Genomic DNA, 13930 nt, shown 5'->3' on the forward strand with positions numbered 1-13930 from the left:
GGCTTCCGGCGCCCGGGACGCCCCGGGCGCCGGAAGCCCGCACAGCCGGCCAGGCCACCCGGCCAGCGGGCCGGCGGGGCGCACCACCCGGTCAGCGGGCCGCACGGGACCTGACCCCACCCGCTGCGGCCGGCGACGGGCCGCACCACGCCCACCGGCCGGGGACGCCCGGGCCGCAGCACACCACCCACCGGCCCGCACACGCCGCACCGCACCGCGCCACCCGCGCCACCGGCCCGCACACCCGCACCACGCCACGGCCGGCCCGCACACCCCGCACCGCACCACCCCGCCCGCGCCACCGGCCCGCACACCCGCACCACGCCACGGCCGGCCCGCACACCCCGCACCGCACCACCCCACCCGCACACCCCGCACCGCACCCCCGCACCGCACCACCCCGCCCGCACCACCCCGCCCGCGCCACCGGCCCGCACACCCCGGGCCGTGCCACGGCGGGCCCGCACCACGACCGGTCCGCGCCGCCGGCCCGCCACGCCCCGGCCTCCGGCCGGAGCACCAAGGACCACGGGCGGCCCCGGCCGTCGGACGTCATCTCGTAGGGAGCCTCACGCATGGACCGCGACATCACCCTCACCGATGCCGACGCGGATGCCTACGAGGTACTCCGGCGACGGCTCCAGGAACAGGCCGCCGAGCTGGTCAGGCGGGCCGAGGCGCTCAACGCGCGCCGGACCGAGGAGTTCGGCTCCGCCGCGCTGCACCTGCTCGCCACCGAGCAGGTGCGCACCGGGCACCCGTCGGTGGCCCGCGACCTCGTCGCCGTGGGCGGGCGCCTCCTGTTCGGCTTCGAGCGCGGCCCGGGCGCGCGTGAGGACACCGGCGTCGGTGACGTGCTCGTGCTGCGCGACCCCGGCCTGGAGGAGGCACGGGACGGCCTGCTGGACGACGAGTCCTTCGTACGGGAGTTCGCGGGCCTGCACCGCTACTACCGCGACGCCCGGCTGCTCCGGCTGCGGCGCGTCAACGGCCGGCTGCTCGCCGTGTTCCGTACCGGCGACACCGACGACGACATCCGCGTCCTGCGCTGGGAGCTGGGCGCCGACGGCGCGCCCGGCGCCTTCCTCGACGCCCGGGGCGACCGTGACCACGTCTTCCCTCCCTCGCACGACGTCGACTGGACGCCCGCGGGGCGGGACGCCCATGTGACCGGTCGGCACCCGTACATCTCCGTCCTGGACACGGTCTTCGTGGACACGCTGGGCGGCACCCTCACGGTCAGGACCACCGGCGACACGGAATCCCCCGACGGGATCCACGAGGAGCCCGTCGACGAGCCGTTGCAGTCCCTGGCCGACGCGGCCGTCGAACACGCCGTGGCCGGGCCGCTGATCCTGCTGCGGGTGCGCCCGTACAAGGAGGAGGCCTGGCGCTACCTGGTCTTCAACACCCTGCTGTCCACCGTCGTACGCCTCGACGCGATCGGCCCGTCGCTCCGGCGGCTGCCCGAGGACCAGGGGATCATCTTCCCCGGCGGCTACCACCTGACGACCGGCAGGACCAGGACCTTCGACACCGCCGGGGAGCTCGGCGACCCCGTCTTCGAGGGCGCGGTCCGCTCGCCCAACGGCGAGGACGTGCTGTACGTCTTCCGCTCCCGCGACGAGAACCGCACCCTGCTCCTCCCCTACAACCTGATCCGGCAGGAGGTCGCCACCCCCCTGCTCGGCCGGGGCCACGCCCTCCTGGACGACGGCACCCTGGTCCTGCTCAAGGACGGCGCGGACGGCCCCGGCCGCGTCCACCCGCTCCAGCGGTGGCGGACCCCGTACGTCTCCGACACCTACGCCGCGTCCCGCCCCGCCGGCACCGGCCCGCTCGCCCGTACCGGCAACGCCGACCTGGTGCGCGGGATCTCCGACTGCCTGGCCCTGGCGCACGGCGTACGGGACATGACGCCGACCACCGCCGTGTACAGCAGGCTCGTCGAGGACTGCGGCCGGGCGGGCGACCGCTACCACTGGCTCACCGACCCCGGGCTCGGCGCGCTCGCCGAACCGCTGGGGGAACTGCGGGACACCGCCCGCCAGGTGCTGGCCGAGTTCGGGACGGTCCAGGAGCTGACCGCGCAGGCCGCCGCCGCACTGGAGGAGGCGGTCACCGGGCTCACCGCCCTGGTCCGCCGCACCCGGGGCGAGTCCCCGCGCACCGCCGCCGCGTGGGTGGACAGGCTCACCGAACTCCGGCGCTCCCACGGCCGCCTGGCGACCCTCGCCGACATGCGGTACGCCGACACGGACCGCATCGCCGCCCTCAGCGAGGAGACCGGCCGGGACCTCGAATCGGCCGCCCAGCGGGCGGTCGCCTTCCTGGCCCGCGAGGACGCGTTCGCCGGGTACCACGAGGACCTCGGGGAGATCGCCGCGACCGCGGGCGCGCTGGACACCGTCGCCGCCGCCACGTCGGCCGGTGAGCGGCTGGCGGAGCTCACGGACGGCCTGCGGACCGTCACGGACGTCGTCGCCGGGCTGGACATGGGCGACGCCACCGTCCGTACGGCCGTCCTGGAGCGGATCGCCGAGGTCCTCGGCGGCGCCAACCGTGCCCGCGCCACGCTCGACGCCCGGCGCCGGGAGCTGGTGTCCCAGGAGGGGCAGGCCGAGTTCGCCGCCGAGTTCGCCCTGCTCGGGCAGGCCGTCACCGGGGCACTCGCGTCGGCCGACTCCCCCGGCTCCTGCGACGAGCAGCTCGCCCGGGTGCTTCTCCAGCTGGAGGACCTGGAGTCCCGTTTCGCGGAGTCGGGCGACTTCCTGTCCCGCCTGTCCGAGCGCCGCACCGAGGTGTACGAGGCGTTCTCGGGCCGCAAGCAGACACTCCAGGACGCGCGGGCCCGGCGCGCGGAGCGGCTCGCGGAGTCCGCGGCCCGGGTCCTGGAGACGGTCTCGCGGCGGCTGACGGGGCTGGAGGATCTGGACGCCGTCCACACCTACTTCGCCTCCGACCCCATGGTCGCCAAGGTCCGCCGCACGGCGGACGAGCTGCGCGCGCTCGGCGACCCCGTGCGTGCCGAGGAGCTGGACGGCCGGCTGAAGGCGGCCCGGCAGGAGGCCGGGCGCGCCCTGCGCGACCGGGGCGAGCTGTACGCGGACGGCGGGTCGGTGATCCGTCTGGGCCGCCACCGGTTCGCGGTGGAGAACCGGCCGTTCGACCTGACCCTGGTCCCGTCCGGGGACGGCGTCGCCTTCGCGCTCACCGGCACGGACTACCGGTCGCCCGTCACCGACCCGGAGTTCGCGGCGACCCGTGCGCACTGGGACCAGCTGCTGCCCTCGGAGAACCCGGACGTCTACCGCGCGGAGCACCTGGCCGCCCGGCTCCTCGACGAGCACGGCGCGGACGCCCTGGCCGGGGCGGACCTCGGCGCGCTCGTGCGGGAGGCGGCGGCCGCCGCGTACGACGAGGGGTACCAGCGGGGTGTCCACGACGAGGACGCCCTGACCGTCCTGACCGTCCTGCTGCGCCTGCTCGCCGGGGCGGGCCTGCTGCGCTTCCCGTCCTCGGTGCGGGCGGCGGCGCAGCTCTTCTGGGCGTACGAGGCCGACGACGCCCTGCGCACGTCCTGGGCACGGCAGGCCGGGTCGCTGGCACGGGCCCGCGACACGTTCGGCCTGGCCCCCGCCATCGCCACGCTCCAGGAGGAGTGGGCCGCGGCGATGGGGGCGGGGAAGGACACCGCCGAGTACCTCTTCGAGGAGCTGGCGGGCGGACCCGCCGGGTTCGTCACGAGCGCCGCGGTCCGGACGCTCCTGGACAAGTTCCGCCGCGCCGTGGGCACCTCGGCGTACGACGAGGACCTGGCGGCCCTGACGGACGACCTCCCGGCCCGGCGCAGGCTGGTGGAGGGCTGGCTCACCTCGTACGCCGCCGCGAGCGGCTCGGACGTGGACGACGGGGACCTCGCGGAGGCGGTCGCCGTGGAGCTGTGCCCGGAGCTGGAGCGCTACGACCGCGACGCGCCGCTCACCGCGACCGCGGAAGGCCTCCTCGGCGACCACCCGCGCGTGGTGCGGGGACGCATGACGGTCAGGCTGGACGAACTGCTCGCCCGTACGGCCGCGTTCAGGGCCCGCACCGTGCCGGCCTTCCGTGCCTACCAGCGGCTGCGCACCACCCTGGTCGCGGCGGAGCGCTCCCGGCTGCGGCTGGACGACCACCGCCCGCGCGCCCTGCCGGCGTTCGTCCGCAACCGGCTGCTGGACGAGGTCTACCTGCCGCTGATCGGGGACAGCCTGGCCAAGCAGCTCGGCACCGCCGACGGGGACCGGCGCACCGACTCGCAGGGCCTGCTGCTGCTCATGTCGCCGCCCGGCTACGGCAAGACGACCCTCGTGGAGTACGTCGCGGAGCGGCTCGGGATGGTCCTGGTCAAGGTGAGCGGGCCGAACCTCGGCCACGAGGTGACCTCCCTCGACCCGGCCCTGGCTCCCGGCGCGACCGCGCGCCACGAGATCGAGAAGATCAACTTCGCGTTCGAGTCGGGCGGCAACACCCTGCTCTACCTGGACGACATCCAGCACACCTCGCCCGAGCTGCTCCAGAAGTTCATTCCGCTCTGCGACGCCACCCGCCGCGTGGAGGGGGTGTGGGACGGGCAGCCGCGCAGCTACGACCTGCGGGGGAAGCGGTTCGCCGTGGTGATGGCGGGCAATCCGTACACCGAGTCCGGCGCCAGGTTCCGGATTCCGGACATGCTCGCCAACCGGGCCGACGTCTGGAATCTCGGTGAGGTGCTGGGCGGCCGGGACGAGGTCTTCGCCCTGAGCTTCGTGGAGAACGCCCTGACCGCCAACCCGGTGCTGGCCCCGCTCGCCGCCCGCTCCCGGGGCGACCTCGACCTGCTGGTGCGCCTCGCCCGGGGCGGCGGTCCAGACGCCCGGGCGGACCGCCTCGAACACCCGTGCAGCCCGGCCGAACTGGACCGGATCCTCTCCGTCCTGCGCCATCTGCTCACCGCCCGGGACACGGTCCTCGCGGTGAACGCGGCGTACATCGCGTCGGCGGCGATGACGGACGCGACGCGCACCGAACCGCCGTTCCGGCTACAGGGCTCCTACCGCGACATGAACAGGATCGCGCAGCGGATCGTGCCGGTCATGAACGACGCCGAGCTCGCCGCCGTCATCGACGACCACTACGCGGGGGAGGCCAGGACGCTCACCTCGGACGCCGAGTCGAACCTGCTGAAGCTGGCCGCCCTGCGGGGCACGCTCACCCCGGAGCAGGCGGAGCGCCGGGCGGCGGTCACCTCCGCCTACGTACGCGTGCGGGCACTCGGCGGCCCGGAGAGCGACCCCGCCACCCGCGCGGTCGGGGCGCTGGGGCTGCTGGCGGACCGGATCGAGGCCGTCGAGGCCGCGATCGAGCGCGCCACGGGCCCCCGCCGTCCCGACGCGGGTCCACGTCCCCGTCACGCGATGATCACCGATACGCCCGACTGAAACGGTGGGAGCAAGGCATGCTGGGTTCCGTGTCCTCACTTCCTCAACAGCCCCAACGCCCCCCGAGCAGTGGCCACATGGTGGTCTGCGGCGACGACACCCTCGCCCGCCGGCTCGCCGTGGAGCTGCGCTACGTCTACGGGGAGCGGGTCACCCTCCTGGTGCCGCCGGGCCGCGACGCACGCCGGCCGGAGCTGCCGCTGACCCAGCGGGCGCGTGCCGGAGCCCTGTTCGGGCGGATGTCCGCGGCGATGAGCCGCAACGCGGCGGGCGGCGGGGACGGCGACACGAACGCCGGGGTCGAGGCCGTCCGGATCATGGAGGCCCACGAGCCCTCCGACGACGTGCTGGAGGAGGCCGGTGTCGAGCGGGCCGCCGCACTCGCGCTCGTCTACGACGACGACGAGCTCAACATCCGCGCCGCGCTGACGGCCCGCCGGCTCAATCCGCGCCTGCGCCTGGTCATCCGGCTCTACAACCGCAAGCTCGGCCAGCACCTGGAGACCCTGCTCGACCAGGCGGCGGCGGTCTCCATGACCGGCCTCGACCCGGCCGTGGCGGACGCCTCCACCACCGTCCTGTCCGACGCCGACACCGCCGCACCCGCCCTGGCCGCCACCGCGCTCACCGGCAGCAGCAAGGTGATCCAGGCCGAGGGCTTACTCCTGCGCGCCGTCGAACGCACCCCGCCCCGGCCCGGTGAACTCGCCGACCCCGGGCTGTGCACCCTGGCCCTGCTCTCCTCGACCAGCCAGGACCCGGCCGGCGCCGAGGGCTCCGACAGCAGCGGCGCGGAGGGCCCCCAGCTCCTGCCCGACCTGGCGACGGTGAACGCCGCCACGGGCCGGGGCACGATCGTCCTGGAGGCCATCAGCCAGGCCGGGCCCGACAGGGGCCCCACCCGCATGGGCGGCAGGGGCGCGCCGCTCGGCCAGGTGTTCTCACGCCGGCTGCGCTGGTCGGCGCTGGGCGTCGCGGCGGCCGTCGTCGCCCTGGCCGTCGCCTCGGTGATCACGACGGGCGACAGCCCGCTGCACGCCGCCTACCTGACCCTCCTGGACCTGCTGGCGATGGGGGACCCCGCGGTCGAGGACACCGACTCCTCGTCCCGGCAGATCATCCAGCTGCTCTCCGGCGTGGCCGGTCTCCTGCTGCTGCCCCTGCTGGTCGCCGCCGTCCTGGAGGCGTTCGGCTCGCTGCGCAACGTCTCCGCGCTGCGCCGCCCGCCGCGCGGCCTGTCCGGCCACGTGGTCCTGCTGGGGCTCGGCAAGATCGGTACACGCGTCCTGGTGCGCCTCCGCGAACTGGACATCCCGGTGGTGGTCGTCGAGGAGGACCCGGAGGCGCGCGGCATCCCGCTGGCCCGCGGCCTGCACGTCCCGACGGTCCTGGGCGACGTGACCCAGGAGGGCGTCCTGGAGGCGGCCAAGATCCGCCGGGCCCGCGCGCTGCTCGCCCTGACCAGCGTCGACACCACGAACCTCGAAGCCGCGCTGTACGCACGCTCGGTGAAGCCGGACCTCAGGGTGGCCCTGCGGCTGTACGACGACGAGTTCGCCACCGCCGTCTACCGCACCCTGCGCACGGCCCACCCCGGGGCCCTGACCCGCTCCCGCTCCGTGTCGCACCTGGCCGCGCCGTCGTTCGCGGTCGCCATGATGGGCCGGCAGATCCTGGGCGCGATCCCGGTCGAGCGCAAGGTGATGCTGTTCGCGGCCCTGGAGGTGGCGGGCCACCCCCAGCTGGAGGGCAGGACCGTCGACCAGGCGTTCCGGGCGGGCGCCTGGCGGGTCCTGGCCCTGGACGCCACCCCGCCCGCCGACCGCCTCCCGGACCTGGCCGCCCCACCGCCGTACGACCCCCTGGACCCGTCGGGCCAGGCAGGGCCCGACCGCCCCTCCGGCCTGGTCTGGGACCTGCACCCGGGCTACGTGCTGCGGCCGTCGGACCGGGTGGTGATCGCCGCGACCCGGCGCGGTCTGGCCGAGCTGCTGCGCGGCCGGCGTTCCGTGGCCCGCCGCTGAGACCGGCGCGGGTGGCGCGCCGGTGCCTCCGGGGGCGGGGCGCGCCCCTCAGCGGAACATCCCCATCGCGTCCCGCACCTCCCGCAGGGTCGCCTCGGCCACCGCGTTCGCCCGCTCGTTCCCGGCGCGCAGCACGTCCCGTACGTAACCCATGTCCCGGGCGTACTCCGCCCGCCGGGCGCGGATCGGGGCCATGCGCGCGTTGACGGCCTCCGTCACGGTCCGTTTGAGACCGGCCGCGCCGCCGTTCCCGATCTCCTCGGCCACCTCGTGCGGTTCACGGCCGAGGCAGAGCGCGGCCAGCAGCACCAGGCTCGACACCCCGGGCCGCCGTCCGGGTTCGTAGGTGATGTGCCGCTCGGCGTCGGTGGTGGCGCCCTTGATCAGCCGGGCGGTCTCGTCGACACCGGCCCCGAGGGCGATGGCGTTGCCGCGGCTCTTGCTCATCTTGGTCGCGTCGGTGCCCAGCAGCAGGGGCGCGGCGGAGAGCAGCGCCTCGGGCTCGGGGAAGACCTCTCCGTACCGCTCGTTGAAGCGCCGGGCCACGGTGCGGGTGATCTCCAGGTGCGGCAGCTGGTCCTGGCCGACGGGCACGACGTCGCCCTTGCAGAACAGGATGTCGGCGGCCTGGTGCACCGGGTAGGTGTACATGAGCCCGCTGACGGCGGACTGCCGGGAGTGCGCGATCTCGTCCTTCACGGTGGGGTTGCGGCCGAGCTCGGCGACGGAGACGAGGGACAGGAAGGGCAGCAGCAGCTGGTTGAGCGCGGGCACGGCGCTGTGGTTGAAGACCGTCGAACGGGCCGGGTCGATCCCGATCGCGAGGTAGTCCAGGAGCAGCCCCTCCACGTGCTCGGTGAGCCGCTCGGCGACGTCCCGGTCGGTGAGGACCTGGTAGTCGGCGATGAGCACGAAGACGTCAGCGCCGAGGTCCTGGAGGCGCACCCGGTTGTGGAGGGTGCCGAAGTAGTGCCCGAGGTGCAGGGCCCCGGTGGGCCGGTCCCCGGTGAGGACCCGGAAGCGGCCCGGGTCCAGGGCGAGCCGCTGTTCCAGTTCGGCGCTGCGGCGCCGGGCAGGGGCGACGGACGGGTCGGTGGTCGTGGTCATGGGGGCTCTCCTCGCCGGTGGTGTGCACGTGGAGGACGGCCCACCGCGGGGGCGCCGGGGCAGCGGAAAGGGCCGTCCATGTCGAACGGCCCTGGTTCCGCGCAGATGAAGGTGGCCGCTCCTAGGAGGAGCGCCACCGGTTCCGGCACGGTACGGAGGTCATGGCGCCGAGTGTAACGCGCACGGGTCCCCCGGCCGCCGTGACCGCACGGCCCGGGGACGTCTACGGGGGCGGCGGCGCATGCCGCCGGTCGGCGTGTCCGCCCGCGCGGGATGTGTGCGCCCGCGCGGAGGAGGAGCATGGCGAGAGACGCGCCGCGAGGACGGGCAGCCCGGCGCCGCGCTCCCTCCGGCGTGCGCTCCCGCTCGCCGGTCACCCTGGCGCGGCGGCCGCGCACGGGCCCCGTCCACGTCGAGCGGAGCGGACATGGGGGCCTCCCTGAACGGGGGCGGAATAGAGAAAGCCGGTGCTCCGTTGTAGGGTGTGTTCACATAGTTCAACGTTCAACCAACCTCGCTCAACACTTTTGGAGGCGGGCGCCATGCAGTTCGGGATCTTCACCGTCGGGGATGTCACCACCGACCCCACGACCGGTACGACGCCGAGCGAGAACGAGCGGATCAAGGCGACCCTCGCCATCGCGCTCAAGGCCGAGGAGGTCGGCCTGGACGTCTTCGCGACCGGCGAGCACCACAACCCGCCGTTCGTCCCGTCCTCGCCGACGACCACGCTCGGCTACATCGCCGCCCGCACCGAGAAGCTGCTCCTCTCGACCTCCACCACGCTGATCACCACCAACGACCCGGTGAAGATCGCCGAGGACTACGCCACGCTCCAGCACCTGGCCGACGGCCGCGTCGACCTGATGATGGGCCGCGGCAACACCGGGCCGGTCTACCCCTGGTTCGGCAAGGACATCCGGCAGGGCATCCCGCTCGCGATCGAGAACTACGCCCTGCTCCACCAGCTGTGGCGCGAGGACGTCGTCGACTGGGAGGGGAAGTTCCGCACCCCGCTCCAGTCCTTCACCGCCACCCCGCGCCCGCTGGACGGCGTCCCGCCGTTCGTCTGGCACGGCTCCATCCGCTCCCCGGAGATCGCCGAGCAGGCCGCCTACTACGGCGACGGCTTCTTCCACAACAACATCTTCTGGCCCATGGAGCACACCAGGAAGATGGTCGACCTCTACCGGCGCCGCTACGCCCACTACGGCCACGGCACCGCCGAGCAGGCCATCGTGGGCCTCGGCGGCCAGGTGTTCATGCGGAAGAACTCGCAGGACGCGGTGCGGGAGTTCCGCCCGTACTTCGACAACGCGCCGGTCTACGGCCACGGGCCCTCGCTGGAGGACTTCACCCAGCAGACCCCGTTGACCGTGGGCTCTCCGCAGGAGGTCATCGAGCGGACGCTGTCCTTCCGTGAGGACGTCGGCGACTACCAGCGCCAGCTCTTCCTGATGGACCACGCGGGACTGCCGCTGAAGACGGTCCTGGAACAGCTCGACATCCTGGGCGAGGAGGTCGTGCCCGTCCTGCGCAAGGAGTTCGCCCGCCTGCGCCCGGCCGGAGTGCCGGACGCCCCCGTCCACCCGGCGGTCGCCGCCGCCCGCGCGGCTGCCGCCGCCGACCCCGAGGAGCTCCGATGACCATGCCCGCCACGGCACCCCTGAGGATCGTCGCCGTCGCCGCCGGACTCAGCAGCCCCTCGTCCACCCGGCTGCTGGCCGACCGGCTCGCCGAGGCCGCCCGCGAACGGCTGGCGGCCGGGCAGGACCGCGCCGTCGAGGTCGAGGTCGTCGAGCTGCGCGACCTGGCCGTCGACATCGCCAACCACCTGGTCACCGGCTTCCCGGCGGCCGGTCTGAGGAAGGCGCTCGACGCGGTGACCGGGGCGGACGGCCTGATCGCGGTGACCCCCGTGTTCACCGCCTCGTACAGCGGGCTGTTCAAGTCCTTCTTCGACCTGGTCGAGAACACCGCGCTGACCGGCAAGCCCGTCGTCATCGCGGCGACCGGCGGGACCCCGCGCCACTCGCTGGTCCTGGAGCACGCGCTGCGCCCGCTCTTCGCCTACCTGCGGGCCGTCGTCCTGCCGACCTCCGTGTACGCGGCGTCGGAGGACTGGGGCTCGCACGGCGACGAGTACACCGAGGGACTGCCCTCCCGGATCCGCCGTGCGGGCGGCGAGCTCGCCTCGGCCGTCACGGGGCGGACCGTCTCGGGGGCCTCACGCACCCTCACGCTCGACGACGGCGAGGACGCGGTCGTCCCGTTCGAGCAGCAGCTCGCGGAGCTGCGCGCCGGCTGACCGGACGTCCGGGGGCCGCACGGCCCCCGGACGTTCCGTTTGACTAGAGTTGGTGGCTGTATGCCGTAAATGTTCGAGCAGCTGGAGGCAGACATGGGCAGGATCGTCGTGGGCGTCGACGGATCGGACGCTTCGATCAAGGCGCTGCGCTGGGCCGTACGCCAGGCCGAGCTGACCGGCGACACCGTCGAGGCGGTCAACAGCTGGGAGTACCCCGCCACCAGCTGGGGGTCCCTGATGCCGGGCATGCCGGAGGACTTCGACCCGCAGGCCGTGGCGAGCGTGGCGCTCACCGAGGCACTGGAGGAGGCCCTCGGCGCCGAGGGAGCGGCGGCGGTGGACAAGATCGTCGTGATCGGCAACCCGGCCCTCTCGCTGCTGGAGCGCGCCAGGGGCGCGAACCTGCTGGTCGTGGGGGCCCGCGGCTACAGCGGCTTCAAGGCGACCCTGCTCGGCTCGGTCAGCCTCCACGTCACCCAGCACGCGACCTGCCCGGTCACCGTCGTCCGCGACTGAGGACCGGCCACCACGACGGGCGGGCCCACCGGTACGCCGGCGGGCCCGCCCGTCGTGGTGCGAGGCGGCGGGCCGGGTCAGTCCTCGCGGGTGTAGTAGGCGTAGAACATCGTGCAGGTCATCCCCGCCGCCAGCAGCAGCCCGAGCAGGCTCGACGCCAGCACGCTGTTGCCGTGGAGGCTGTAGAGGAAGCCGACCGCACCCCCGGTCAGCACTCCGTACGCCGCGGCGCGCAGTTCGCGCGGCAGGGCCCACCGGACCCGCACGAGTGCGTAGCAGAGCACGGCGAAGGCCACCCCTGACACGACTCCGAGCCAGATCTGGCCGTTGGTGGTCGCTCCGCCGTCCCGCTTGATGAAGAAGGCCCAGAATCCGAGGATCACGCCCAGCGTGACGGGCACCGCCCAGCTCAGCGCGCTGGGCCCGTGGTGCGCGGGGGTGCTCACCTGCCTGCGGCGGCGCGTCGGCATCGTCGCGTGTGTGGCCATGGCGCACAGCTCCTTCCGTCCGCCCCCGTGTCCGTACACCCAGCGCACACCCGCCCGGGCCGCCCGGCAACTCGAATGGCGTACGGGCGGCGGCGCCCCGCCGCCGCACGGGATTGGCTGGGGCCTGTGCGCACCTCTCTCTCAGCGGCCCTGTCGGCGGTGCTGCTCGTCGTGCTCGCCGTGCTGGTGCCGTTGAGCGCGCTCTCGGCCTGGGTCGACCTGGAGCTCGACGACACCGACCGCTATCTCGCCACGGTCTCCCCGCTGGCCTCCGACGAGGACGTACGGAACACCGTGGCCACCCTGGTCACGGACGAGGCGCTGAAGAACATCGACGTCGGGCCGCTCCAGGAGACCGTGGGGCGGTTCCTGCACGAGACCGCCCTGTCCTTCACCGGGACCGAGGCCTTCCAGCACGTGTGGGACAGCGCGAACCGGGCGGCCCACCGCGCCGTGACCGCCTCGCTGCACGGGGAGAGCGGGCAGGCGGTGACCATCGACCTGGCGCCCGTGATCGAGGAGGTCAAGAAGGAACTGGTCGACGACGGCGTCCCGTTCGCCGAGCAGATCCCGGTCCACCGGACCTCGGTCACCGTGCTCTCCGCCGACCGCGCCGACGAACTGCGCTCCTCCTTCCGGTGGCTGCGGTACTGCGGCGTCTGGCCGGCCGTCGGCACGGTGGTCCTGCTCGTCCTGGTGCTGGGCCTCGCGTCGGTGCGCGGCGGCCCGCGCGCCGGTCCGACGACCGCGGCCGTGGCCGGCGGCGGGCTGGTGCTCGGCGCGGCCCTGCTGCGCCTCGCCGTCGCCGTCGGCCGGAACCAGGTGCTGGACCAGGTGCCGGGAACCGACCGGAACGCGGCCGCCGCGGTGTACGACGCGCTGACCGCCTCCCTGCGTACGACGGCGTGGACCGTGCTGCTCGTGGGGGCGGTGCTGGCGGTCGGCGGCGTGGTGGGACGGTCCCTGGCGGCCCGGCGCGGGTAGGCCCCGGGGCGGGCCCTCCCGTGCCCAGGACCCGACGTGCGCGGGTGGGTGGGCCGGGCGACAGTGGGAGTCGTGGGCGGGGGCGACTGGGAGGTCTGCCGTATGCGAGCCATCGCCGTGAGCGCGTTCCGTGCGGAGCCCCGACTCGTCGAGCTGCCGAAACCCGGCCCCCGGGCCGGGGAGGTCCGGGTGAAGGTCGAGTACGCGGCGCTCAACCCGCTCGACCGGCAGACCGCGGACGGCGCGGGGGACGACGCGGGCCCGGCCGTCTTCCCGCTCGTCCTGGGCACCGACTTCGCGGGCCGGGTCGACATGATCGGCAGCGGCGACAACAGGTTCCGGGTGGGCGACCAGGTCTTCGGCCGGGTGACGGCGCCGCCCCCCGGGCCCTGCGGGTCGTACGGCGAGTACCTGTGCGTGCCCCAGGACTCCCCGATCACCCTGGTCCCGCGCGACGTGCCGCTCCAGGCCGCCGCGGCGCTGCCGACCGCCGGGACCGCGGCAGCGCAGATCCTGTCGGGGATCGCCCCGGGCCGCGGACCGGGTCTGCTCGTCGTGGGGGCGACCGGCGGGGTGGGAAGCTTCCTGACCCAGCTCGCGGCGGCCCGGGGGACAGCGGTCGTCGCGGCCGTGCGGGGGGACGAGGGGCGGCGGATGGGGGCGCTCGGCGCCACCGCCACCGTCGACACGACCGCCGGACCCGAAGCGCTGTCGGCCGCGGTGCGCGCCCTGTGCCCGGGGGGCGTGGACGCGCTCGTGGACCTCGTCTCCACGGACCCCGCCTCGTTCGCCGCGTACGCCGCCCTCCTGCGCGACGGCGGGGTCGCGGTCACCACGCGGGGCGCCGCGGTGGCACGGGGCGTCGCCCGGTCCGCCTTCCGGATCGCGCCCAGCGCCGCGCTGCTGGACGATCTGGTCTCGGCGGTGGCACGCGGGGAGCTCGTGGTGCCCATCGACATGGAGCTCCCCCTGGAGAAGGCGCCGCAGGCGCTCGCCCAGAACCGCGCGGGCGGGGCCCGCGGCAAGACCGTCTTCGCCGTCTGA

At 74.6% G+C, this 13930-nt stretch carries 9 protein-coding genes; 7 read left to right on the forward strand and 2 right to left on the reverse strand.

What is annotated here, in order from left to right; all coding sequences use genetic code 11:
• The first annotated feature begins 575 nt into the window (after nucleotides 1–575).
• Complete coding sequence (locus ACFVS9_RS10020; RefSeq protein ID WP_389931308.1) at nucleotides 576–5459, forward strand: DNA repair ATPase; 4884 nt, start codon at nucleotides 576–578, stop codon at nucleotides 5457–5459.
• A 17-nt stretch (nucleotides 5460–5476) separates the two neighbouring features.
• Complete coding sequence (locus ACFVS9_RS10025) at nucleotides 5477–7483, forward strand: NAD-binding protein (RefSeq protein ID WP_383113194.1); 2007 nt, start codon at nucleotides 5477–5479, stop codon at nucleotides 7481–7483.
• A gap of 48 nt (nucleotides 7484–7531) precedes the next feature.
• On the opposite strand, the gene trpS is transcribed toward ACFVS9_RS10025, so the two are convergent.
• Nucleotides 7532–8590, reverse strand: coding sequence for a tryptophan--tRNA ligase (trpS, locus tag ACFVS9_RS10030; RefSeq protein ID WP_389931310.1), 1059 nt, complete (start codon nucleotides 8588–8590; stop codon nucleotides 7532–7534).
• 542 nt (nucleotides 8591–9132) lie between these two features.
• Between trpS and ACFVS9_RS10035 the strand changes: the two genes are divergently transcribed.
• The 3 genes from ACFVS9_RS10035 (at nucleotide 9133) to ACFVS9_RS10045 (ending at nucleotide 11414) form a co-directional block, all read left to right on the forward strand.
• Nucleotides 9133–10236 carry an LLM class flavin-dependent oxidoreductase gene (locus ACFVS9_RS10035; protein ID WP_383113192.1) on the forward strand — a complete coding sequence of 368 codons (1104 nt, stop codon included), beginning with the start codon at nucleotides 9133–9135 and terminating at the stop codon, nucleotides 10234–10236.
• A gap of 2 nt (nucleotides 10237–10238) precedes the next feature.
• Entirely contained in the window at nucleotides 10239–10898 is a 660-nt protein-coding gene (locus ACFVS9_RS10040) for an FMN reductase (protein WP_389931482.1), read from the forward strand.
• Between the two features lie 93 nt (nucleotides 10899–10991).
• Complete coding sequence (locus ACFVS9_RS10045; RefSeq protein ID WP_383113261.1) at nucleotides 10992–11414, forward strand: universal stress protein; 423 nt, start codon at nucleotides 10992–10994, stop codon at nucleotides 11412–11414.
• A 77-nt stretch (nucleotides 11415–11491) separates the two neighbouring features.
• Here the strand turns inward: ACFVS9_RS10045 and ACFVS9_RS10050 are convergent, their stop codons facing one another.
• Nucleotides 11492–11902: a hypothetical protein gene (locus ACFVS9_RS10050; protein ID WP_389931311.1), complete on the reverse strand. Its 411-nt coding sequence runs from the start codon at nucleotides 11900–11902 to the stop codon at nucleotides 11492–11494.
• A gap of 126 nt (nucleotides 11903–12028) precedes the next feature.
• Between ACFVS9_RS10050 and ACFVS9_RS10055 the strand changes: the two genes are divergently transcribed.
• Complete coding sequence (locus ACFVS9_RS10055) at nucleotides 12029–12886, forward strand: hypothetical protein (protein WP_389931313.1); 858 nt, start codon at nucleotides 12029–12031, stop codon at nucleotides 12884–12886.
• A 102-nt stretch (nucleotides 12887–12988) separates the two neighbouring features.
• Entirely contained in the window at nucleotides 12989–13930 is a 942-nt protein-coding gene (locus ACFVS9_RS10060; RefSeq protein WP_383113189.1) for an NADP-dependent oxidoreductase, read from the forward strand.

Source organism: Streptomyces sp. NPDC058008, assembly GCF_042886395.1.
Classification (GTDB): Bacteria; Actinomycetota; Actinomycetes; order Streptomycetales; family Streptomycetaceae; genus Streptomyces.